The sequence below is a fragment of the Sphingobacterium sp. UBA2480 genome (assembly GCF_002341965.1).
Classification (GTDB): Bacteria; Bacteroidota; Bacteroidia; order Sphingobacteriales; family Sphingobacteriaceae; genus Sphingobacterium; species Sphingobacterium multivorum.
Genome location: NZ_DDPA01000007.1, coordinates 57,693 through 83,127 on the forward strand (window position 1 = coordinate 57,693; position 25,435 = coordinate 83,127).

The 25,435-nt window shown below is 42.3% G+C and carries 18 protein-coding genes; 11 read left to right on the forward strand and 7 right to left on the reverse strand.

The features are described from left to right. Positions 1–16 precede the first annotated feature (16 nt). Positions 17–2,092 (forward strand): Na+/H+ antiporter, encoded by a 2,076-nt coding sequence (locus tag B3600_RS13550; protein ID WP_286753266.1) that lies wholly within the window; start codon positions 17–19, stop codon positions 2,090–2,092. Between the two features lie 100 nt (positions 2,093–2,192). Here the strand turns inward: B3600_RS13550 and B3600_RS13555 are convergent, their stop codons facing one another. Genes B3600_RS13555 through B3600_RS13570 form a run of 4 tightly spaced genes read right to left on the reverse strand, consistent with a single transcriptional unit; the run spans position 2,193 to position 5,311 of the window. Next, a complete protein-coding gene (locus B3600_RS13555) occupies positions 2,193–3,215 on the reverse strand; it encodes a WD40/YVTN/BNR-like repeat-containing protein (RefSeq protein ID WP_286753267.1) in 1,023 nt (340 codons plus the stop codon). Positions 3,216–3,228: 13 nt separating this feature from the next. Next, positions 3,229–3,702, reverse strand: coding sequence for a hypothetical protein (locus B3600_RS13560; protein ID WP_070563707.1), 474 nt, complete (start codon positions 3,700–3,702; stop codon positions 3,229–3,231). Between the two features lies 1 nt (position 3,703). Further along, positions 3,704–4,261, reverse strand: a complete 558-nt coding sequence (locus B3600_RS13565; protein WP_286753268.1) for a hypothetical protein — start codon at positions 4,259–4,261, stop codon at positions 3,704–3,706. A gap of 27 nt (positions 4,262–4,288) precedes the next feature. Beyond that, positions 4,289–5,311 (reverse strand): LacI family DNA-binding transcriptional regulator, encoded by a 1,023-nt coding sequence (locus B3600_RS13570; RefSeq protein ID WP_070563701.1) that lies wholly within the window; start codon positions 5,309–5,311, stop codon positions 4,289–4,291. Positions 5,312–5,434: 123 nt separating this feature from the next. On the opposite strand from B3600_RS13570, the gene B3600_RS13575 reads away from it, so the two are divergent. From B3600_RS13575 to dctA, 8 genes are all read left to right on the forward strand, one after another. Then, positions 5,435–6,919, forward strand: a complete 1,485-nt coding sequence (locus B3600_RS13575; RefSeq protein WP_286753269.1) for a xylulokinase — start codon at positions 5,435–5,437, stop codon at positions 6,917–6,919. Position 6,920: 1 nt separating this feature from the next. Beyond that, entirely contained in the window at positions 6,921–8,249 is a 1,329-nt protein-coding gene (gene xylA, locus B3600_RS13580) for a xylose isomerase (protein ID WP_286753270.1), read from the forward strand. A gap of 51 nt (positions 8,250–8,300) precedes the next feature. Then, the gene (locus B3600_RS13585) at positions 8,301–9,977 is read left to right on the forward strand and encodes a sodium/sugar symporter (protein ID WP_286753271.1); all 1,677 of its coding nucleotides are present in this window, start codon (positions 8,301–8,303) and stop codon (positions 9,975–9,977) included. 121 nt (positions 9,978–10,098) lie between these two features. Beyond that, a complete protein-coding gene (locus B3600_RS13590; protein ID WP_286753272.1) occupies positions 10,099–12,054 on the forward strand; it encodes a gamma-glutamyltransferase family protein in 1,956 nt (651 codons plus the stop codon). A gap of 86 nt (positions 12,055–12,140) precedes the next feature. After that, on the forward strand, positions 12,141–12,743 hold the full coding sequence (locus tag B3600_RS13595; RefSeq protein WP_286753273.1) for a 2'-5' RNA ligase family protein: 603 nt from the start codon (positions 12,141–12,143) through the stop codon (positions 12,741–12,743). Positions 12,744–12,827: 84 nt separating this feature from the next. Beyond that, positions 12,828–14,705 carry an Nramp family divalent metal transporter gene (locus B3600_RS13600; RefSeq protein WP_112375766.1) on the forward strand — a complete coding sequence of 626 codons (1,878 nt, stop codon included), beginning with the start codon at positions 12,828–12,830 and terminating at the stop codon, positions 14,703–14,705. 120 nt (positions 14,706–14,825) lie between these two features. Beyond that, positions 14,826–16,736 carry a class II glutamine amidotransferase gene (locus B3600_RS13605; RefSeq protein ID WP_286753274.1) on the forward strand — a complete coding sequence of 637 codons (1,911 nt, stop codon included), beginning with the start codon at positions 14,826–14,828 and terminating at the stop codon, positions 16,734–16,736. Between the two features lie 133 nt (positions 16,737–16,869). Further along, positions 16,870–18,135: a C4-dicarboxylate transporter DctA gene (dctA, locus tag B3600_RS13610; RefSeq protein ID WP_286753275.1), complete on the forward strand. Its 1,266-nt coding sequence runs from the start codon at positions 16,870–16,872 to the stop codon at positions 18,133–18,135. A 90-nt stretch (positions 18,136–18,225) separates the two neighbouring features. Here the strand turns inward: dctA and lon are convergent, their stop codons facing one another. Next, positions 18,226–20,703 carry an endopeptidase La gene (lon, locus tag B3600_RS13615; protein WP_286753276.1) on the reverse strand — a complete coding sequence of 826 codons (2,478 nt, stop codon included), beginning with the start codon at positions 20,701–20,703 and terminating at the stop codon, positions 18,226–18,228. Positions 20,704–21,046: 343 nt separating this feature from the next. On the opposite strand from lon, the gene B3600_RS13620 reads away from it, so the two are divergent. Beyond that, the gene (locus tag B3600_RS13620; RefSeq protein WP_112375771.1) at positions 21,047–21,703 is read left to right on the forward strand and encodes a tetratricopeptide repeat protein; all 657 of its coding nucleotides are present in this window, start codon (positions 21,047–21,049) and stop codon (positions 21,701–21,703) included. Positions 21,704–21,891: 188 nt separating this feature from the next. After that, a complete protein-coding gene (locus B3600_RS13625) occupies positions 21,892–22,446 on the forward strand; it encodes a ferritin (protein WP_286753277.1) in 555 nt (184 codons plus the stop codon). Positions 22,447–22,533: 87 nt separating this feature from the next. Here the strand turns inward: B3600_RS13625 and B3600_RS13630 are convergent, their stop codons facing one another. Together B3600_RS13630 and B3600_RS13635 are read right to left on the reverse strand one after the other, a co-directional pair. Next, a complete protein-coding gene (locus B3600_RS13630; RefSeq protein WP_286753278.1) occupies positions 22,534–24,828 on the reverse strand; it encodes a TonB-dependent receptor in 2,295 nt (764 codons plus the stop codon). A 161-nt stretch (positions 24,829–24,989) separates the two neighbouring features. Then, entirely contained in the window at positions 24,990–25,289 is a 300-nt protein-coding gene (locus B3600_RS13635) for a hypothetical protein (RefSeq protein WP_146753134.1), read from the reverse strand. Positions 25,290–25,435 lie beyond the last annotated feature (146 nt).

Genomic DNA, 25,435 nt, shown 5'->3' on the forward strand with positions numbered 1-25,435 from the left:
CGAAGTTTTATAATGTATGATTAGAAAGATCATTTTAGGTACGTATTGTTTTCTTAGTTTAATCTTATTTGTCTTTCCGACAAATGCCCAGCAGCCAATGGACGAAATCAATGGGCTGTTAGACCGTTGGTACAAAACCTCGGGCGAGGTAAAGTATGGCCCGTTTTTGAATGTTATTGCTTCAGATGGCGTTATTTTGGGTACTGATCATGATGAAAGGTGGGATAAAGCACATGCAGAGAAGTTCACCGATCAATATTTCAATCCAAAAAATGCCTGGACCTACACCTATGATAAGCGGCATATCAGCTTTAATGCAGATAGTACGACAGCGTGGTTTGATGAATCTTTTAAGATCAATACCAAGTCTTTTCGTGGCGTGGGGGTATTAAGTAAGCTGGATAATGAATGGAAGATTCGTCAATACAGCATGTCCATGTCGGTTCCCTATCAGGATGTTAAGTCTACCGTGGGCGGGAAGGCCGGTGAAAAAATTCACAGCAACCTCTTATTGGTTATGGTGCTGTTTTTCTTTATGGCCATGTTATTTGTGCTGAGTCAACGCTTAAAAATCTCTTACCCCATTCTGCTGGTTATTGGCGGACTGGTGATTTCGCTGATTCCGGGCGCGCCGGTTATTAGTGTTGATCCCGATATCGTATTTATGGTGTTTTTGCCACCTTTGCTTTTCGAAGCAGCCTGGTATACCAATTGGGGGAATTTTCTAAAGTGGCGACGGTCTATTTTCATCATGGGCTTTGGTTTAGTCTTTTTCACATCATTGGCCATTGCCTACTTTTCGGTCAGTATTATTCCTGGGTTTACCTTAGCGCTGGGCTTTTTACTGGGTGGGATTATCTCTCCCCCAGATGCCGTGGCCGCGAGTTCTGTCCTGAAGGGGGTAAGTATTCCTAAACGGGGAATTGCAATATTGGAAGGAGAAAGCCTGGTCAATGATGCGGCCTCATTGACTGTCTTTAGATTTGCATCCATCGCGATTCTTACTGGTCAGTTCGTAATGAGCAATGCGACGACACAGTTTCTGATGTTATCAGTCATGGGTGTTGTAGTTGGTTTGGTTATAGGTCACATCCTCTATATCTTCTTACGCTATGTCGCGAAATCGTCCAGTATTTCAACACCCATTACGCTCATCGCACCTTACCTGATGTATATTGTTGCGGAGCATTTTGAATGGTCGGGGGTCTTGGCGGTGGTTAGTGGTGGATTGTTTCTTTCCTTCCGGGCAGGCGATTACCTCAACTACCATACGCGCATCCAGACGAAGGAGGTTTGGGCGACAGTGGGCTTTCTATTAAATGGATTTGTTTTTATTTTAATTGGACTTGAGCTTCCGGTGATCATCAATGGATTGGGTGAATACTCCATGGAGGAAGCTATTGATTATGCCTTGGCGATCTGTGTAATTGTTATTGTTTTGCGCTTAATCGCCGTTTATCTTTCGGCTTTTGTTCCCAGAATATTATTCAAACGGGTTCGCATCAAGGAAAAGAGTCCGGGGTGGAAACTGCCCCTGGTCGTTGGCTGGGCCGGGATGAGAGGCGTGGTTTCTTTGGCGTCAGCATTAGCGATTCCATTGACTTTATACGATGGAACGGCCTTCCCGCACCGAAATCTGATTTTGTTCATTACGTTTGTGGTTATTTTGGTAACACTCGTTTTTCAGGGGCTTACATTGCCTTTGTTGATTAAATTGATAAAAATTGAGGAAGTCGACGAGCAAGCTTCAATGGAAGAGCAAATTGATGAGATCCGTGTACGGCTTGGCAAAGAATCTATTGCATATCTGGATAAACATTATGCAAAAGAAATGCTGGAACATGAGACCATCGCTCGCGTCAAAGAGCAGATTATCCGAAGCGTAAATGCATCCGAACGAGCGAAAGAAGAGGATACGCGCGCGCAGCTTTCGGCAGTAAGGGGGCTCTATAATAAAATTATGCTGGAACTTTTGGCGCTGCGTCGTGATGGTCTGTACAAGATCAAGGAAAGCAAGGCTTTTGACAGCGATGTCATTAAAGAGATCGAGTATTCCCTGGATTTGGAGGAATCGCGTTTGTCGCGTAAGTAGTTATTTATAAGTGCGTAAATCTCGGTTTTGGACGACAAAACCTAGCGGCACAGTGCTGCAAAAAATAGTGTGTAGTGTTGCAGGAAATAGCGAATTTAGCTTATAATGCTAAATTCGCTATTTTGCCTTTATCGCCCACTAAAAATATCGCTCGACCTTTTTTTGCCTTTTGGACGGCATTGAAACTTTCCTTTCCAATAGGCGTCCAGTTTTTTCCGCCGTCATTCGATAGGTCTGTACCCGAAGTGCCCGTGCTGATCAGCTGTTTTTTTGAAAGATAAATAACGGCCGACTTAAAGCCAGCGGGTGCTGTCTGTGGTGCAGACCATGTTTTGCCGCCATCGTTGGTTAGCAGGCTATTTTTGTCTTTGTTTTTATCCGCCTTGTAATCGCCACCGACGACAATACCCGTTTTTGATGTGTTAAATGCGACAGAAAAAGGGCCGGTGCTATTTGTGCCCTGAATGATGGGGCAGCTGTAACGTTGCCATGTGTTACCCTGATCCTTGCTGCTGTAGATATTGGAAACTGTCCCACCTGTGGCAATCCAATATGTTCCGCTGTTATCGCAATATATTGATGTTCCACTGGCTGCAAAACCGGCCTCGCCATCGGTAATGGTAAAGTGCATATTCGGGGATATATCTTTCCAGGACCTTCCGAAATCGGTGCTTTTCAATAGCGGCATTTTTCCCTGAATGGCGTCGCCAAAGGCAATGCCGACCCCTTTTGATGTAAAAGCAAAACCGTCATAAAATATTTCGGGCCGCTTGTCATTGAATACTTCTTTCCAGCTTCGACCACCATCCTGTGTGCTTAAGATAATGGCAGGGGAACCGGCCGATATAATTAAGGCTTCATGCTCATCAAATGCTTCGATATCCCTAAAATCTGTTTTTTCGTAGCCAATTGGATTGACCCACTGCCAGTTTTTTCCAGCATCGGTGCTGAGCCCAACTGTCCCATTGCTTCCGCTTACCCATACAGTTGTATCATCAACTACACTTAAACCTCTGTAGCTGCTATTTCGTTCTTGATTTACGATGTTAATTTTTGCTTGTTGAGCACTCAAATGGCTCAGGAGAAAGATTTGGATAATAAGGGCAAGAAATAAAGGTTTCATGTGGTTATGCTTTTTATTTAAACAAATCTACTCGTCTTTTTGAAACTTTCCCCTGTTTTTTTAAGATTGTTTTGCGGAGCTGGAGAAATCCAACGGTCATTTTCCGTGGTGATTTAAAATAAGGGATACTCAATACGACCAACAGTGCGATGCAGGCCGAAGTTCCAAGTGCTCCACCGTAGCCGGTGAAAAATTTACTTGTATTAAGCAGAATCGTTGTAAAGATAATGCCGGCAAGGGCTAAACCAAAATAAGTTGATAACTGACTTTTTGATACCATACCTATAAATGATGCACCGATAAAAATCGGCGGAATATATTGTGCAAGATAGGGCGAAACACTTTGTGGGAAGAAATGAAGAAAACCTGCGACAAATAATGTCAGCAATGCTGATGAACGCACTGCTCCTTGGTGAAATTTGGTATTGACATAGTAGGTCGCTGTGCTCCCTATAACTCCAACGAGGTATAAAATGAATGTTTCCATATTACTTAAAAATGTATAACAGGAGGTAGGTCAGTGAAACACCCAGGAAGGCCAATGTTCCTAGTTTACCGCCGACACCATTTAATAAACTTTTCGATACGATCAGAAAGATCGCTGTAAAAATACTGGCTGCTAAAATAAAAGAGAACCCATGCGCCACCTGCGCATTGGACATCCCTACAAATGCACCGCAATAAATTGCTGCCGGAAGGTGGGGTAGATAGCTTGAATTTTTGTTGATATTGGGAATGAACGAGGCGATGGTACCTGTCAGTGCTGCGCCCAACACAGGGCCCAAACCGAAAATCTGATTGAAATAGTAGGATGCAATCGCTCCTACAGGTACCCAAATAGCAATTTTAATCGATTCATATTCATGCCTGTAATGATGAATGGGCGACTTGAGGTAACTGTATAAGATCAGTAAGGACAGTAGGCCGATAAAAGCCAATACAATATAAGAATGTGTGTTTTCTACAAAGATGGCCACTAAAAAAAGGGCCTGAATGACAAATAATAAACAGATGCTTATTATCCTAAATTTCTGCCGGGCTTGCATTTAAATAAATTTAGGCAAAGGTACTGATTATTTGTCTATTCTATTGGTAGATTTTCTTTTTATCAATATAGGGTCAAGAACAATCTGTTCGATTGCTTCGTATGGACTTTTTTGTTTGACCATTTTCAGAAAGAGCTTAGCACATTCTTCGCCCATTTTGTTGGCCTGCTGGTCGATACTTGACAGTGTGGGCGTGATAAAAGAAGAAAAGGTCTGGTTTGCAAAACCGATCACACCAGTTGTTGGAATAGCAATATTTGCAGTTTTTAATGCTTGTATTATCCCGACAGCTGTAAAGTCATCGCCACCAATAAAGGCGTCAGGTTGGATTGCAGATTTTAGAATCTGTTCGGTTCCTTTGATACCGGCTTCAATGGATAAGTCGCCGCGAATAATAAAGTCCTTCTGCGGGGAAATCTGCGCGTCTTTTAGGGCGGCTTCGAAACCATGGAAACGATCCTGAAAAATCGCTATTTCTTTATCCGTTGTGATAAAGGCAATATTTTTGTAGCCCTGTTCAAGTAAATGCTGTGTCGCGAGGTAGCCTGCTTTAAAATCATCAAGTTTGACCACGGGAGCAGGAATATTTTTATGCGTACGGTCAAAAATAACCAAACATTTGCGCTGATTGATCACTTCCTGAAAATGCTGGGTTTCCTGCGTTTCTAGCGACAACGAAGCAATAATGCCGTCCACCTGGGCTTCCAGTAAAGTCTTCACGCCATTAACTTCATCCTCAAAAGATTCATTCGATTGATAAAGCAATAGACTATAATTGTGTTTTTTTAACTCTTTTTCAATACTATGTACCGCCTCTGCAAAAAAATGAATTTGCATGGTCGGTACGATGACTCCAATTGTATTGGACTTGCCCGAGGAAAGGGAGGACGCTAGCTTATTGACACTATAATTTAATTCCTTTGCTTTATCAAGCACAAGCTTGCGTGTCGCCTCGCTGATCGTAGGCACATTATTCAATGCGCGCGATACGGTAGAGACTGTCACTCCAAGCGCACGGGCAATATCGTAAATTGTCGTTTTTTTATTCACGCTCCAAAGTAAATAATTTTATTTAATATTTTGATAATTCAGAAACATATCCTACTTTTATGCAACCGGTTGCAATGTTTGTTTCCGCCTTTGTTTTAAAATAACCAGTTTCAATTAATTACCATGTATTTATTAGGTATAGACGTAGGTACTTCTTCCGTAAAGGTTTCGATTGTTGAGGCATCTTCGCAACGCAAGGTTTGCTCGGTGCAATATCCGGACGTAGAAGCTCCCATTATAACGGTGGAGCCCAATTGGGCTGAACAAAACCCGCTCGATTGGTGGGACTACTTTAAACAGGCTTTATTGAAGGCAAATGCGTTAGGGTTATACGATCCCAAAGCGATTTCCGCCATTGGTATTGCCTATCAGATGCACGGCTTAGTTATCGTCGATAAAGATCAGAACGTGTTGAGAAATGCAATTATCTGGTGCGATAGCAGGGCTGTAGAAATAGGGAATGCTGCTTTCGATGGAATCGGAAGATCTTTTAATTTGAGCCATCACTTGAATTCTCCGGGGAATTTTACGGCATCTAAGCTGGCTTGGGTGAAGGCTAATGAACCGGCGATCTATGAAAAAATAGATAAGATCATGCTGCCGGGCGATTTTATCGCCATGAAACTTTCGGGACAGGTGACAACTTCCATATCAGCCTTGTCTGAGGGAATATTTTGGGATTTCAAAAACAATAAGCTGTCGGATACCATCATGGATTATTATGGCTTTGAGGATCATCTTATTCCTGAGATCTTACCCGTGTTTTCGACCCATGGACAGATTAAAACAGCTGTTGCCGAGGAGCTTGGCCTCTCTGGCACAGTGACTATCAATTATAAAGCTGGTGATCAGCCCAACAACGCACTTTCCCTCAATGTCCTTCAACCCGGGGAAGTTGCCGCGACCGCGGGTACTTCAGGGGTTATCTATGGGGTGAGCGACCAGTTGATTGCAGACCGTGAATCGCGCGTCAATACATTTGCACACGTCAATTATCGCGAGGATGATATCCGTACAGGGGTATTGCTCTGTATCAATGGGACCGGTATTATGAATAGTTGGGGCAGGAGATTACTGGGACGAGATTTGTCTTATGAACAGATTAATGCGCTGGCCGGCGCATCACCTATTGGTAGCAAAGGATTACAGGTTGTCCCATTCGGCAATGGCGCCGAACGCATGCTCAATAACCAAACAGTGGGGGCATCAATTACAGCAATAGATTTGAACAGACATGAGACAAGCGATATTTTACGCGCTATACAGGAAGGGATTGCCTATGCCTTCCGCTATGGCCTGGATATCATGCGTGAAAACAATTTGTATCCAAATATGATTCGTGCGGGGTATGCAAATTTATTCTTGAGCTCCGTTTTTAGGGAGTCATTTGTGGGGGCAACAAACGTTCCTGTGGAGATCTTCAATCACGACGGGAGTATTGGAGCCGCTCTTGGAGCCGGTATAGGGAGTGGCTATTATGCAGACTTTACAGAAGCATTTCGTTCGTTGAAGCCTGTGTATACTGTCGAACCGCAATTTGTAGCGCAATATGAGGAGCATTATCAGCAATGGAAGGAAGTATTAAACAAACAAATAAATAAAAAATAAGATGAATATTATCAAAGGGAAAAAGGAATTTTTCAAAGGCATTGGTCAAATTCAATTCGAAGGAAAAGACAGTACAAATCCATTGGCTTTCCGTTATTACAATCCAAAACAGCTTGTTGCTGGCAAGACCATGGAAGAGTATTTTAAGTTCGCCTGTTCGTATTGGCATTCGTTCAATGGTAACGGTTCGGATCCATTTGGCGGACCCACACATCAATTTCCGTGGGATGAAAGCAGTGATGTAATCACTAGGGCAAAAGATAAAATGGATGCAGCATTCGAATTTATCAGTAAAATAAACATTCCCTATTACTGCTTCCATGATGTCGATTTAGTTGACTATTCGGATAATGTTGTTGAGAATGAAAAACGCCTTTCCACGATTGTTGATTATGCGAAGGAAAAACAACAGGAAAGCGGAATAAAATTGCTTTGGGGTACAGCCAATCTTTTTAGCCATAAACGCTATATGAATGGTGCCGCAACGAATCCGGATTTTCATGTCCTTGCACACGGTGGTGCTCAGGTAAAGGCCGCATTGGACGCAACGATCGCACTTGGTGGTGAAAACTATGTGTTTTGGGGTGGAAGAGAAGGGTATATGAGCCTTTTAAATACGAACATGAAGCGTGAGCAGGAGCATCTTGCACAGTTTTTACATATGGCCAAGGATTATGCCCGTAAAAACGGTTTTAAAGGAACTTTCTTTATTGAGCCGAAACCATGTGAGCCTACAAAACATCAGTATGACTATGACGCGGCTACCGTGCTGGGCTTCCTGCGTCAATACAATCTTTTGGATGATTTTAAATTGAATTTAGAGGTAAATCATGCTACTTTGGCCGGACATACTTTTCAACACGAGTTACAGGTCGCTGTAGATGCCGGTAAATTGGGTTCGATTGATGCCAACCGCGGTGATTATCAAAATGGATGGGATACGGATCAATTTCCAAATGATATCAATGAACTGACCGAAGCCATGTTGATTATTTTAGAAGGTGGTGGCTTCCAAGGTGGAGGTGTGAATTTTGATGCCAAAATCCGCCGGAATTCGACAGATCCCGAAGATTTGTTTTATGCACATATCGGTGGTATGGATATTTTTGCACGCGCACTTCTTACCGCAGAGCGTATTCTCGAAGATTCGGATTATAAAAAAATACGGGCCGATCGCTATGCTTCTTTTGACAAAGGCCATGGCGCATCATTCGAAGAGCGGACCTTGACGTTGGAGAACTTAAGGGATTTGGCAGTGGAATTAGGTGAGCCGAAAACGATTAGTGGTAAACAGGAGTATTTAGAAAATTTGGTCAATAGATATATATAGTTCTAAAAATATTTCTATATTAGGCGATCAAATTAAACCAATTACCAATACATGAATAATTATTTAAGCACAAAAGATTACATCGTTTTCCTGATATACTTTGTTATTGTGGCAGGTTACGGATTATGGGTGTATTATCGCAAAAAATCTGAATCTGTAGGATCCAAAGACTATTTCTTGGCTGAGGGATCATTGACATGGTGGGCTATCGGAGCCTCACTTATTGCATCCAATATCTCGGCCGAGCAATTTATCGGTATGAGCGGTTCTGGATTTAAGATGGGATTGGCTATTGCGACTTACGAGTGGATGGCTGCCATTACACTGATTGTGGTTGCGGTATTTTTTATCCCGGTATATTTAAAGAACAAGATCTTTACGATGCCACAGTTTCTCCATAAACGGTATAATGGAACTGTAGCGATGATCATGGCCGTTTTCTGGTTATTGTTGTATGTTGTCGTTAATTTGACATCCATCCTCTATTTGGGAGCCATTGCGGTAAGCAGCATTTCCGGTATCAGTCTGGAAGCCTGTATGTATGCCATTGCGATTTTTGCGGTGATCATTACATTGGGGGGAATGAAAGTAATCGGCTATACAGATATTATTCAGGTTTTCTTTCTGGTATTGGGTGGTTTGGCGACCACTTACCTGGCCTTGAACCTCGTTTCAGAGCACTATGGTGGCTCAGGAGTATTGGAAGGCTATCATTTGATGACCGAAAAAGCTTCCGACCACTTCCATATGATTCTGGATCGTAAAAACGAGAACTATCTCGATTTACCGGGGCTAACCGTATTGATCGGGGGGATGTGGATCGTTAATTTGAACTACTGGGGATGTAATCAATACATCACGCAACGCGCACTTGGAGCAGATTTGAAAACCGCGAGAAACGGTATCTTGTTTGCAGCATTTCTGAAGTTATTAATGCCTATTATTGTGGTGTTGCCGGGTATTGCAGCTTATGTCATGTGGAAAGATGGCCTGTTCCAAAATGAAATGATGCAACATGGAGAGGTAAATCCGGATCATGCTTACCCAGTTTTATTGAATTTATTGCCAGCTGGTTTGAAGGGACTGTCGTTTGCAGCCTTGACAGCGGCAGTGGTTGCTTCTTTGGCAGGTAAAGCAAACAGTATCGCAACAATCTTCTCCTTGGATATTTATAAAAAAGTATTCAATACAGAAGCATCGGACAAGAAATTGGTCAACATCGGCAAGCTAACTGTTGTGGTTGCCATGATTTTGGGCGTGCTGATTGCTCCACATCTAGGTATTGATAAGAAAGGTGGATTCCAATATATTCAGGAATATACAGGTTTTGTATCTCCAGGTATTTTTGCGATGTTCATTTTAGGATTCTTCTGGAAAAAAGCAACTTCAAATGCGGCTTTGTTTGCAACAATTGGTGGTTTTATTTTCTCGATCATCTTCAAAAAATTGCCAGATTGGGTCGATCTGTCATTCTTGTCATCAACAGGTTTCTCTGTTCCGAATCCAACAACAGGAGTGTACGAAATTCCATTTTTGGATAGAATGGGATTTGTTTTCGTCATCTGTATTATCGGTATGATTCTCATCAGTATTATCGACAATAAGCGTGGTGTCGTGCCAGCTGGATTGGAAGTTGATACCACGATGTTTAAACCACACCGGGCGTTTTTGGTCATCGCATTGATCGTAGCGCTATTGGTTACAGCCTTATATTCTATTTATTGGTAAAACAAGAGCACATAAGATTTTAAGAACTCCTATCAATCTCGGTTGATAGGAGTTTTTTGTTTGTTTTAAAAATACCTATCTTGGTTTAACTAAAACCATTGCTTAACGAAAGATTGCTGCTATGAAAAGAAGAAGTACCCTGCTACTGACGACGCTATTTGGATTACTTACTACCTGTATGCCGATGCTGAGTTCAGCTCAGCGCACACAGAAACCACCTTTACATGGAAAACATTGGATGGCTATTACGGGTAAGCCCTTGGCGGCAACAGCGGGTGCCCAACTATTCCAACAAGGCGGAAATGCGGTGGACGCTGCTTGTGCCATGCTCGCAGCAACCTGTACGATGTGGGATGTTTTGAGTTGGGGCGGAGAGACGCAGGCCTTAATTTATCATCCGAAATTAAAGAAGGTTATTGCCATAAATGCCTTAGGGGTAGCACCCAGTGGAGCGACAGTCGATTTTTTTAGGTCAAAGGGCTATGAATTTCCACCTGAATATGGCCCCCTTGCTGCGGTTACTCCGGGTACACCCGGCGGATTGTGCTATATGTTGGCTCATTATGGAACGAAAAGTCTTGCAGAGGTATTGGCTCCTGCTCTTGAAATGGCTGCGGGTTATCCCATTGATGCACAAACAGCAACGAGTATAGAGCGGGGTAAAGACCGCATTAAAGAATGGCCCTACAGTAAAAAGGTGTTTTTAGTACATGAAGGGAAATCCTGGGAAGCTCCCGAGGCGGGAGAGGTTTTTGTACAGCAGGATCTGCATAAGACCCTGTCCAAATTGGTAGAAGCCGAAAAGAAGGCCCTAGCAGCGGGAAAAGATAGGAAAGCCGCAATCATGGCTGCCTACGACCGGTTTTATACCGGCGATATTGCAGATGAATTTGTCCGTGGCAGTAAGGAGCAAGGTGGCTTAATCACGAAAGCAGACTTGGCCAATTGGAAACCTATTGAGGAGGAACCATTGCACGTCAATTATAAGGGCGTTGACGTGTATAAATTACAAGAATGGACACAGGGGCCAGCCATGCTACAGAGCCTGCAAATGTTAAAAAACTTTGACCTAAAGGCCATGGGTTATAATTCTGCTTCTTATATTCATACACTCTATCAGGTTATGAACTTAGCCTTTGCCGATCGGGATTTTTATTATGGTGATCCCTACGGTAAACCGAAGACACCTATTCAAGGCCTATTACATGAGTCTTATGCGAAGGCGAGAGCTGCAACAATTGACCTTAAGCTAAATAACCCGAATGTACTTCCCGGAGATCCTTATCCCTATGAAGGGAAACAGAATCCTTATCTTCCGTTATTGGAGCAGCGTAAGCAGGAGTTTACACCACATGCGGAGCTGAAAAATGATTTTGTCCCTAAACATGACGCACGCTCAAGTTCGTCGCTAACGGAATTGCCAAAAACAGCTCTTTTGGCCTCTTTAGCGGTGGATAGTGCCTATGTTGACCGTTTATTACGGGGTACCACAAGTGTTGAAGCGGCGGATGAAGAAGGTTGGGTCGTTTCGATCACACCGAGTGGAGGTTGGCTTCCTGCCTGTATTGCCGGGAATACTGGGGTGGGCATGAGTCAGCGCCTACAGAGTTTTGTCTTAGATTCGTTGATTAACCCGTTCAATGTGGTCGAGCCAGGCAAAAGACCGCGTGTAACGCTCACCCCTTCGATGGCTTTGAAAAACGGAAAACCTTACCTTTCTTTTGCCGTGCAGGGCGGAGATACTCAGGATCAGAATTTACTGCAATTTTTCTTGAATATGGTCGAGTTTGGTATGACGCCACAACAAGCCAGCGAGGCGGCCAATATCAACAGTAATCAGCTTTGGCTATCGCTGGGAGGAACAAAGACCGATGATCGAAAACCGCGCTCAGGTAGCCTGCTATTGGACAAAAATACCGCTCCAGCAATTATTGAACAATTGAAGAAAATGGGGTATAGCATTCAGCTCGGCGATCGTACCAGTGGACCTATCAATGCGATTTATTTCGATCAGCAGCACCGTACACTTTGGGGCGGCAGTAGCAACAATGGGGAGGATTACGGCATCGGGTGGTAGTATTTCATTGGCTTTGCTTAGGTTTCGGTTTTGTTATCTCCACTGTATTTATTATCTTACCTACTGATCGGAAACTGATTTTTGTTATGGAGGGTAGTGTCAATAAATATTCGTTTGTTTTTCAGCCTGATGAAGCTGGTATTGTCTTGGTAGATGGCTTGAAGCGGCGATTACGTGCATCGTTAGCCGAACTGCTTCCCGACAAAAACAAAGGCTGGTATCCCAGTTGCAATTCCAAAGCTCATGTAACGATATGTGCTTTTGAAGCAGATGCGTGTAAACTGACAATGGCTATTGAGGCTTTGCAGGAGACTTTGGTCTATGAGCGTAGTCAGTATGTTTATTTCGATCATTTTTCATCATTTGCGGGTGGTGCTTTCTATATTGCACCAACTGTGCACGCCCGGAGTTATCTCAAGGACCGGGCGCGGAAGGTTGTTCAAACATTGACGGAGTTTGATTTGATCGAGATTAGCGACGAACCCCATATTTCGATTGGGCGACGTCTGGAGCCAGAGCAGCTTGAAATCGCAAAAGAACAGTTGCGGTCTGTCGATCTGAGCTTTATGTGCAATGGCGTTCATGTGCGGCAGTATAAGCCTGATTTAGGTCAGTACGAGATCATCGATTTTATCCAATTTGGCAACCAATCGAAGGAAAATTCTGGCCAGCTGGCATTTAAATTCTAATAATATCGCGGTTTAATTGCCTAATAATGTAAAGCTTTTTATCTTTAAGGCTGACAATACACGATATTGCACTTATAGTACTTTATGCATTACGACGAATCTCATCATAAATCCCTATCTGATATCCATGAAAGTGTCGATGTCAATCAAGGGAAATCCAAATTTAAGAAGATACTTAGTTTCTTTGGTCCAGCTTATCTCATTAGCGTGGGGTATATGGATCCAGGCAACTGGGCTACCGATCTTGCTGGAGGAAGCCAATTTGGCTATACCCTGATTTGGGTGCTGTTGATGAGTAATATCATGGCGCTGGTGTTACAGAATCTATGCGCGCGCCTAGGTATTGTACGCGGTAAAGACCTTGCGCAGTGTAACAGAGAGACCTATCCTAAACGGATGAATTTTGTGCTCTATGTGCTTGCTGAAATTGCAATAGCAGCCTGTGATCTGGCGGAGGTTTTGGGAATGGCAATCGGTCTTAACCTCCTTTTTGGAATCGATTTGCTTTGGGGAGTAATGATCAGTTTTGCAGATACCTTCTTGCTGCTCTATCTGCAGAAGCTGGGGATGCGAAAAATGGAACTCTTTATCATTGGACTTATCGCGCTTATTGGCATGTGTTTCATGGTAGAAATGTTTTTGGCGAAACCTGATTTTGCAGAGGTAGCCACCGGATTTATCCCCAGTATCCCGAATAGCGCTGCATTATATATTGCCATAGGAATTATAGGTGCAACCGTCATGCCGCATAACCTGTATCTGCATTCGGCCCTGGTGCAAACGCGAAAAATTGACAGGAATGAGGTTTCTATCCGAAAATCGCTCAAGTATAACTTTTGGGATAGTGCCATCGCCTTGAACCTGGCCTTTTTGGTGAATGCGGCAATATTGATTCTTGCAGCCTCTGTTTTTCACAAGAACGGTATGCATGACGTTGCCGAACTTGAAGATGCTTATCACCTATTGGGCAACCTTCTTGGAACGGAATGGGCCTCAAAATTGTTTGCTGTTGCCTTGATTCTTGCCGGACAGAGCTCAACGGTGACGGGAACCCTAGCTGGACAGATTGTGATGGAGGGATACCTTCGCTTGCGGATTAGTCCGACATTACGGAGGATTATAACGCGGCTTTTGGCTATTATCCCGGCTGTATTGGTGATACTCATTTCGGGTGAAGGTCGCGTTGGTCAGCTGCTGATCTTTAGTCAGGTGATCTTGAGTATGCAGCTCGCTTTTGCCGTCATCCCGTTGATCCATTTTGTGAGCGATAAAGTCAAGATGGGCACTTTTGCCATTAAACCGCTAACGAAAGTAGCGGCCTGGCTGATCGCGGCCATTATCGCTGTTTTGAATTTTAAATTGGTATACGACGAAGTGGTCGGCTGGATTGGTGAGGCCAACAATATTGTAGTAACCGTATTATTGATCTTGGGCGCAGTGGGCTTGTTTGCCTTATTGATGATGACCGTATTATACCCTATTTTACTTAAATCAAAACCAACGGAGCTGGAGGTGCACCCACCATTTGAGGCTTTGCATTTTGAGCATAAGGGCTCTTTTAAGAAAGTAGTGATTGCATTGGATTTCTCAAATTCAGATCAGAAAGTAATCCAATATGCTTTACAGCTTTCGCACGAGGATACTTCTTTTGTGGTTGTACATATTGTTGAGAGTGCATCGGTAAAATATACCGGAGATTCGACAGATGATTTTGAATCGCGTCAGGATTTGGAACGACTGAAATTGTATGCAGACTTTCTCTTGTCGAAAGGTCATCAGACGGAATATGAATTAGGTTACAATAACCGGATCAAGTGCATTGCTGAAATTTGTGAAAACTATAAAGCCGATCTGTTAGTTGTAGGCAGTCATGGACATAATGGGCTGAAGGATTTTGTTTTTGGTGAGACAGTTAACAAGCTGCGGCATGCAGTGAAAGTACCTGTTTTTATTGCTCAATAGGTTCTCAGTGACTATCTCAAAGAGTCTCTGTCTATTCACTGTAATTTTATTGCGGAAAAAGTGAGCGGGGCGATCGCTAAGTGCTAAATAATTCTTATTTTTGCGACATCAAATCAAGATATGAGCGACGCTATTAAACACGAGTGCGGAATCGCACTAATTCGCCTGTTAAAACCCTTATCTTATTATCAGGAAAAATATGGTACGCCATTTTATGGCATCAACAAATTGTACCTATTAATGGAAAAACAGCACAACCGTGGACAAGACGGGGCTGGAATTGCAACCATTAAATTTGATGTAAAACCTGGAAATCGTTACATTTCGCGTTACAGAGCTATGGGCTCAACTGCTGTGGCAGACATATTCGAATATGTACAGAAAAAATTTGCTTCTGTTCAGAAAGCATTTCCAGAGGAGTCAAAAGATACGCAATGGTTAAAAGATAACGTAAGTTTTACGGGGGAAGTACTTTTAGGACATTTGCGCTATGGAACGCATGGAAAGAACAGTATCGAAAGCTGTCACCCATTTTTGAGACAAAACAATTGGATGTCTCGTAATTTGGTGGTAGCGGGTAACTTCAACATGACCAATGTGGACGAATTGTTGCAACAGTTATACGAGTTGGGACAACATCCAAAAGAAAAAGCGGATACCGTAACCGTTTTGGAAAAAATTGGCCATTTCTTGGATGATGAGAACCAAGATCTGTTCGATCAATTCAAAAAAGAAGGTCATTCTAATATTGAGATCAGCTCGCTGATTGCTAAAAATATTGATGTTACCAAAATATTGAAGCGTTCGGCCAAAACGTGGGATGGCGGTTACACCATCGCAGGTATCTTTGGTCATGGTGATGCTTTTGTGATGCGCGACCCAGCGGGTATCCGTCCTGCGTTTTATTATCAGGATGAGGAGATCTTAGTTGTAGCATCGGAAAGACCGGTCATCCAAACTGCATTCAATATTCCTATTGGTGCTGTAAAGGAAATTAAACCAGGTCATGCCCTGATCGCTAAAAAAGATGGTACTGTATCCCAAGAGATGTTTAGACAACCCGTAGAACAACGTTCTTGCTCTTTCGAACGGATCTACTTCTCGCGTGGATCAGATGCTGATATCTATCAAGAACGTAAAGAATTAGGAAGATTACTAGTGCCTCAAGTATTGGAATCTGTCAAAAATAACATCAAAAATACCGTATTCTCGTTTATTCCAAATACAGCCGAAGTATCTTACTATGGCCTAATGGATGGTATCAATGCCTACGTTCGGGATTTTCAAAAAGAGACGCTATTAAATCGTTCAGAAAAGATTTCTGATGAGGAGTTAGATGAAATCTTGAGTATTAAACCTCGTTTTGAAAAACTCAACGTGAAGGACGCTAAACTGCGTACCTTCATTACACAAGATGCGGACCGTACCGATATGGTACAACACGTATACGATACGACTTACGGTATTGTAAAAGATCATGAAGATACCATCGTTGCCATTGACGATTCGATCGTTAGGGGAACAACGTTGAAACAAAGTATCTTGACGATCCTGGATCGTTTGAATCCGAAAAAAATTGTGATTGTTTCTTCTGCCCCGCAAATTCGTTACCCAGATTGTTACGGTATTGATATGTCACGTATGGGTGAGTTTGTCGCATTCGAAGCGGCAATTAATCTCCTCAAACAACGTGGTATGGCACATATTATTGATGAAGTTTATCAAAAATGTGTGTTGTCAATGACCCAAGATGTTAATGAGATCGAGAATTATGTTAAAGCGATCTACGCACCGTTTACGGATGAAGAGATCTCAGAAGAAATTGCTCGTATTGTAAGACCTCACCACCTAAAAGCAGAGCTTGAAGTAGTTTACCAAACATTGGATAATTTACACAAAGCTTGTCCGGACCATAAAGGTGATTGGTACTTCTCGGGTGATTATCCAACACCTGGTGGAAATAAGGTTGTTAACAAAGCGTATATGAACTGGATTGAAGGAAAGAATGTAAGAGCATATTTCAGCAGCTAAGTTCAAAATTATATTAAAGAGGGATGCATTTATGCGTCCCTTTTTTTTATATATTCGTACCAATTAGTGTCAGTATCCTAAATTAAAAAACCAATTAAAGCAAGGGAAATTGCTGTCCGTAAATAAACCGATCATGAAGCATATTTTTAAGAGTCTCTATTTTCAAGTCATCGTTGGGATACTTGTGGGGATCATCTGTGGTATCTATTACCCTGACTTCGCTGTCAAGCTAAAACCATTGGGAGACGCTTTTATTAAACTGATCAAGATGGTTATTGCGCCATTGATTTTTAGTTCCATTGTGATCGGTATAGCTGGAATGCAGGATACGAAAAAAGTGGGAAAAATCGGCTTGACTTCCATTATCTATTTCGAGATCATGACCACGATTGCCCTGATTATCGGTCTGGTCTTTGTTAATTGGATACAGCCGGGGACCGGGATGAACGCTGATCCAGCGAGCCTTGATGTATCTTCGATATCCCATTACATCTCAGAATCCAAGAAACCACATGGTTTTATGGATTTTATCATCGGGATCATTCCAGATAATGTGATTGCTGCGGTAGCGTCGGACAACATGTTGCAGGTACTCGTTTTTGCCGTACTATTTGGGATCGGTATGACAAAAATCGGGCAGAAAGCTTCCGAGCCTGTCCTCCATGTATTGCAATCTTTTCTGAAGGTGCTCTTCTCCATTATCAAAATGATCATGTACCTGGCGCCAATCGGTGCAATGGGAGCAATGGGTTTTACGATCGGTAAGTTTGGGATCCAGGCCTTATCCAAACTCGGTATGTTGATGTTGAGCTTCTACCTAACCTGTTTTATTTTCGTGGTCATCGTGATTGGAGCGGTATTGTATTTTTATCTCAAGGTGAATGTTTTTAAGTTTTTAAAATACATCAAGGAAGAAATTCTGATTGTATTGGGGACTTCCTCTTCAGAGTCCGCATTGCCTGGAATTATGCAGAAAATGGAAGATGCGGGTTGTGCCAAGCCTGTTGTGGGTTTAGTTATCCCCACTGGCTATTCTTTCAATCTGGATGGAACAAGTATCTATCTGACCATGGCAGCGGTTTTTATTTCGCAGGCCCTCAATATGCATCTCAGCCTGGAGCAGGAAATTACCTTATTGCTGGTGTTGTTATTGACCTCTAAAGGTGCTGCAGGTGTAACAGGAAGTGGTTTCGTTACCCTCGCTGCGACCTTGCCTGTGGTTGGCCATTTACCGGTGGAATCTGTCGCATTGATCTTTGGTGTGGATCGTTTTATGAGTGAAGCAAGGGCGATAACCAATTTGATCGGAAATTCAGCCGCAACGCTGGTCATTTCAAAATATGAAAATAGTTTGGACGAGGATCTTTTGCATGAAAAGCTGGGATCTAAACGGGTATAATCGGTGAGCGGAATAGGTATGGATTGTATAACAAAGGGGGTATCCAAAGAATTTGGATACCCCCTTTGATTCAAAACCTTTCGGTATCTGTTAATTCTCTTTTTTGGTATTTTCTATATCTTGAGCCAGATCGATGGCACCCATTACTTTTTCTTCCAATAGCGCGAGCTTGATCACCTGCGACATTTCAGTCACATAGTGGAACTGCATATCTTTGATATAATCTTCCTTGATCTCCAGGATGTCTTTTTCATTGGATTTACACAGGATAATATCTTTGATGTTCGCGCGTTTTGCAGCAAGAATTTTCTCCTTTATACCGCCAACAGGCAATACTTTTCCGCGTAGCGTAATTTCACCTGTCATGGCTAGTTTTTCCTTCACTTTACGTTGGGTAAACAGCGATGTCAGTGCGGTGAGCATCGTTATACCAGCTGAAGGGCCATCTTTTGGAATAGCACCTGCTGGAACGTGAATATGGATATCCCAATGGTCGAAAACACGATAGTTAATGCCGAAATCCGAAGCGTGGGCTTTCAGGTAGGCTAGTGCAATCGACGCAGATTCTTTCATGACATCACCCAAATTACCGGTCAGGCTCAAACGTCCTTTTCCTGGGCTCAGTGAAGATTCTATAAATAAGATATCACCACCTACGGAAGTCCAGGCCAAGCCTGTTACGACACCGGCGACATTGTTATTTTCGTAGATGTCCTTATCAAATATTGGGGCACCTAGGATATCAAGTAGATCTTGTTCGTTTATACTTGGACTGTAATCCTTTTCCATGACAATACGTGTTGCAATACCACGTACGACGGAGCCGATCTTTTTTTCTAATCCGCGGACGCCAGATTCACGTGTGTAATCCTCAATAATCTGTTCGATGATCTTCGCTTTTAACGAGACATCTTTGGATGCCATTCCATGCATTTCGCGTTGTTTTGGCAAAAGGTGTTTTTTCGCGATTTCGATTTTTTCCTCGATGGTATAGCCATTCACTTCGATAATTTCCATCCGATCCAATAGCGCAGGTTGAATAGAACTCAAAGAATTGGCTGTCGCGATAAACATCACTTTGGAAAGGTCAAACTCCATTTCCACATAATGGTCATAGAAATGTGTGTTTTGTTCTGGATCCAATACCTCCAATAAGGCCGACGAAGGATCTCCTTTGAAATCTGCGCTCATTTTATCGATTTCGTCCAGAATAAAAACCGGATTTGCTGCCCCTGCTTTTTTCAAGGACTGAATGATACGGCCCGGCATTGCGCCGATATAGGTTTTGCGGTGTCCTCTGATTTCTGCTTCATCGCGTACACCACCCAAAGCCATACGGGTATATTTGCGTCCTAAAGCTTTGGCAATGGATCTTCCCAAGGAGGTTTTACCCACTCCCGGAGGGCCTACCAAACAAAGAATAGGTGCTTTCATATCATTTTTTAATTTCAATACCGCAAGGTATTCAATGATACGTTTTTTTACTTTCTCGAGTCCGTAATGATCTTTGTCGAGCACTTTTTGTGCTTTGTTTAGATCAAAATTGTCTTTTGTTGTTTCATTCCAAGGTAGATCTAGCAAAAGCTCAAGGTAATTGAGCTGTACCGAATAATCTGCAGCAGCAGGATTGATCCGCGATAGCTTTTCGAGTTCCTTTGTGAAATGTTTTTCTACATCAACATTCCATTTCTTTTTCTTGCCTCGTTTTTTAAGCTCTTCCAGCTCAAGATCGGGCGTATTGCCACCCAGCTCTTCCTGAATTGTTTTGAGCTGTTGGTTCAGGAAATAGTCACGTTGTTGTTTGTCAAGGTCGACACGTACTTTATTCTGAATCTGGTGCTTTAGTTCCAACATCTGGATTTCAGTGGTCAACAGTTCCAGTAAAAGTTTGGCCCGGTTCTCCACTTTGGGTATCTGAAGCAGTTCCTGTTTTCTGATCATTTCGACATTGATATTCGACGAAATGAAGTTGATCAGAAACGAGGGGCTTTCAATATTTTTGATGGCAATACCAGCTTCACTAGGTAAGTTTGGCGAAAGCTGGATGATCTGCAGCGCCATTTCTTTTAAAGTAGAAATTGTCGCTTTAAAGTGCTTGGTCATCTTCGGTTTCGCTTCGTTGAATTTCTCCACACGCGCCTTTAAATAAGGTTCGGTTTCGACAATTTCCAACAAGTTGAACCGTTGTTTTCCCTGGATAATGACGGTGGTATTACCATCAGGCATTTGGAGTACTTTAATGATATGAGCTACAGTGCCCACTTTATTTAGTTCTTCAAATCCTGGGTCCTCTACAGTCATATCCTTCTGAGAAACAACACCAATAGTTTTGCTGCCTTTATAGGCTTCTTTGACTAATTTGATGGATTTATCTCGACCTACGGTAATCGGAATGACAACACCGGGAAATAATACGGTATTACGTAAAGGCAAAATAGACAATGCTTCTGGAATTTCAGCATTCGCCATATTATCTTCATCCTCTTGTGTAAGTAAAGGGAAGAATTCGGTATCCTCTGCAACGATTGGAATTGCTTGACTGAAATCAAAAGTTTCGAATTTGCTCATAGTATTTATTTTGTGTATTTGGCAGTCGCTGACATGTTGACGGCTGACTTTCAAATTTTAAGCTTCTATTATTGTTTCCCCTATATTGCAAGGGAAGTGCCAATTGCTAAAAGTGAGCAAAATTACAAATCTATTTTCTAGAATAGGAAAAAAAGGCAGGTTAAATAAAATTTATCTGCCATTTGTTGGAGAAATAGGCATAATAATTGTAATATTGGAATGTGAAAAGGCACCGATGGCAGTTCTTGCGTTTAAAGAAATCAATCGGCGGTTTTTTTCAATAATGTAGAAACGATCACACGTGATCATTAAAGAGTGAATATAAAAACGTAACTATTTAGATATGAATTTAAAATCATTTAAATTGGGTTTGTTTACTGGGGTTTTTGCCTTAGTTGCTTTTAGCGCGAATGCACAACAACCAAAACAGGCTGAGCATAGCAACGCTAATGTGAGAATGGGGCAGAAAGCTCTTTTGGATGGTGATTTCAAGAATGCCGAGTCATACTTGACAAAAGCCCTACCTCAGGAAGGGAAAGATCCGGATGTATTATACATGTTGGGATATTCTCAATTTCAAAATGGTGACTATAAAAAATCAGCGGAGACTTTTGGAAAAGTGGTTGCATTGAACGGTAAAAATGCAAATGCTTTATATTTCAAAGCGAAAGCAACAAACAACCTTGCTACTCAATCCACAAACAAAACATCTGTTGCCAACAAAGAACAGTTGTTGAAAGTTGCTATTGAGGATTATTCAAAAGCAATTGCCATTACGCCTACTGATTCGAAATTCTATCAAAATAGAGCGATTGCGAATCGTGATTTAGGTATCTTGATCGGAACAGCGGGTACGCCGAATTACAATAAGGCAATGGCAACTGACGCTTATAACAATGCAATCAAGGATTATGAAAAAGTGTTGAGCTTTGATGCATCGAAGAAAGATATTCAAACTGAAATCAAAAAAGCGAAAGTATATAGAGATAACTTGAAATAGTATCGCTATAAAAGTATAGAAAAGGGAATGCCAACAGGCGTTCCCTTTTTTTTGTGCCTGTTGGAATCGTTGTGTTAGCAATGAGCTGCTTTTCATTTAAACGGGCTGATTTTAGCCGTTTTTGTTTTGATAAATTTCAAACGAAATCAGCGCTGAGACTGTTCTTTTCCTAAATCAAAATGAATATTATGGAAACGAATCGATTGTCAAAGGAAATGCAGCAAATTTTAATCAGCCAGATGACTAAAGAAGCTGAGGCTGCACAGATTTATTTGGCGTTGGGCATATGGGCAGATGATCAGGGTTATGGCGGGATCGCCAATTTCCTTTATAGACATGCGCAGGAAGAGCGTAATCACATGACTAAGATTATGGGGTATATACTTGAACGGGGTGGTCGTCCTAGGATACAGGCTATCGCAGAGCCGCCAGCTGACCCACAATCATTGACCGAATGCTTTAATCGCGTTTTTAAACACGAAGTAGATAATACTGAAGCGATCTATAACATCGTCAATTTGGCGTTGGAAGAAAAGGACTGGGCGACATGGAACTTTGCGCAGTGGTTTGTTAAGGAGCAGATCGAGGAAGAGAAGTTAGCATTGGAATTGATTGATAAATTGAAAATCGCCGGTGGTGACCGCGCATCAGATGAATCGTTGTTCGCGTTGGATTCCTCGTTGGAAGCCATGCCCGACGAGGTGGCTTTGGCAAGAGAAGCAACAGCAGATGATCCCAAATAATTGTAAAATAGAAAAAGGCGGGANNTCCCGCCTTTTTCTATTTTACTGTGTACTAATCTTAATCGACTCGTTTGTGCTAAGCTAAATTTACTTTATGCTCAATGGCATATACACACCGAAGGTGATGTTTCTACCCATGTTATAGACACCAAAGCTCGTGTCTTCCTGTGAAAGACGTCCTGGGCGCAATCGGCTCAGTGCATCGTAATAACGTTTGTTGGTCAAGTTCGAAGCTGCTGCAAATACTTTGAGCTGTTGCGATCCGAGATGTAATGTTGTACCGATCCCTGCGTTCAATAAGGAATACGAGTTTGCTGGGGTTTCGAAGGTTTCATCAATGCGGTTCTGTTTGAAATAATTGTCCAGACCCACAGAAACGTAGAAAGCATTCAAGCCGCTAATCTTAGGCTCAAGCCGCAAGGTATTGTGTACAACACCAGCTGGAATCAATGCAAGCGGTCTGTTAAATGTATTGTTCTGTGCATGGGTATAGCTAAATGTATTATCCAGGTGTATCCAGTTCAACAAATGAAAATTTAGACTTCCTTCGACACCGTAAAGATTGGCGTTGACCTGGCCATAGCGATATACGTCGTAGGTATGCGAATCACCATCTTCACCCACCACAGTTTTGGTATCGCCTTTTGTTGTTGAGGCATAGATAAAGTTGTGGATATAATTTTCATAGATTCCGATACTTCCTGTGACGATGCTATGTCCAAACTCCAGCGTTGCATCCGCTTGGTAGCTTCGTTCAGGTTTTAGGTTTTCATTTCCCACTTCATAGCGGTAAGTCCCTTCGTGCACCCCGTTTGAGCCGAGTTCAGCGGGATTAGGGGCTCTAAATGCCGAACCCGCATTTGCTTTGAAATTGAGGTCTTCGCTGAAAATATGGGTATATCCAAGCGCTCCGCTCACATTGCTGAAACTATTTTTAAAACCGGCGAACTGCTCTTCGTCTTCAATAAAGAGCTGTTTGCCTTTGTTGTTGACGTAGTCATAGCGTAATCCGACGTTAAAGGTATTTTCGCCCCAGGTTTTCTTTGCATATCCAAAGGCGCCCAATTCCAACTGATCATAGGCCGGAATTAAGAATTCAACACCTTTATTTAGACTATGCTCCTGGCTTGCACTAATGCCAAATACATGTTGCCAGCCATTTTTTTCACTCAACGAATATTTTGCGTCAAGTGAATATGTATTCAGATCAAAGAATAAGGAAGGCGTTGCTTCTTCAAGTTCCCGACGTTGATTTTTTTGATAGCCCAGATCAAGTTTTAAACTACCGGAACCGATGACAAAGTTATTGTTGAGAGCCAGTTTGTAATGACGGATGTCCTGCTTGGGGAAGTCTAAGGTACGGCTTTTTGAGTTGATGTAAAGCGGGTCACCAGGTTCGGCATCGTAAAAGCCGATATTATTTTTTAGGTACGAAAAATTCAGATGAGAATAGCCCCATTGCTTGTTCAGCCCGAGCATACCACTGAAATTACTGTTGTTAAAACCACTATTGCCATATCGGCCTGCTGGCGTATTGTACGAATAGGCATTTTGATAAGAACCACGACCACGCCATACAAAGCCATTTTCATTGCCAGTAAGCATAACCGAACTATTGGTTAATCCGTTGTTGGTGGAGTAGCTGCTCAGTACCTCACCTTTAATTTGCCCAGCTGTAGGAACATTTGGTTCAAGCACATTGATTACACCGCCAATAGCATCAGATCCGTACATCAAGGAAGCTGCACCACGCAGGACCTCCACACGATCCGGTTGATTTTGGTCGATCTCGATACCATGTTCGTCACCCCATTGCTGTCCCATCTGTTTAACACCATCACTCACGGTGACGACTCGATTATAACCGAGTCCCCGTATAACAGGTTTTGAAATACCTTGTCCTGTTGTGATCTGGCTTAGTCCGGGAACTTGTCGTGCTAGTGCATCAATCAGATTCGTTGCATTTCCCTGCAGTTCATCTTTGGAAATGACAGCTACTGAGGTACTGTTGCGACGGCTCTGTGAGGTGACCAATGTACCCGTAACGACGACTTCATTGGTTTCAATAATACTTTCTGTTAGGGCGAAATCAAGGGAAAGATTTTCCGAAGTGAGATCGACGGTCTTAACAACGGACTGATAACCCAAGAAACGGACTTCAACCAAATAGCGTCCACTTGAAGGAAGTGATTTGAAGCTGTAGTGACCTTGCTGGTCTGATGCGGTGCTCGAACGAAGCTGTTGCAGCGCTATTGTAGCGCCAGCAATGGGAAGATTCGTTTTTGCATCCGTTATTTTACCGCTGATTGTTGCGGCGAGAGCTGGAAATATGGAGAAATAAGTGGCAAGCATAAAAATGCAGCCTATAATTTTAAGTTTCATCTGTACGAATAATTTTTACGTATATAACATCAAGCAAGACAGCAGCTCAATAACTCATCGTATGAATTCTTGAGACTGTCGAGTTCTAAAAACTTGTATGAAGTCGTTTGTCGCAATAATGAGAAGAGTATATGAATGACATTATTGGACTTATGTAAAAATTAAGCGATGGGGGGACCACGATTGCCAGAAAGCAGTGATCGAATAACTTGATCTCCGGTGATAAACAGTCCATATTCAATCTGCTGGGTCGGAAGTATTAATTCATGCAGCGTAAAATGGAAAAGAATTTGTGGGTGTGAGTTTTGATCACAAATGGAGCACTTGGGATGATCCGTGTGGTGTTTTTTTGCAGGACTGTCTACGATACTGAGTGTAGTTTGCGTATGCGCATGGGTATACACAATGAACTGACCAATTAAGAAGGTCAATAAGAGCATTAATGCTGCGAATTTGTTCAATGAGATACCTTTCACGCTAAAACCACTACGTTTAAACCCACGTTTTCTCTTGAGTTATTTTGTTAATCAGATCAAAGGTAAGGAAAATATAATACAAAGCAATTGTGTTGCATTTATTATTTTGAATCGATTATCGAAAGGATGTG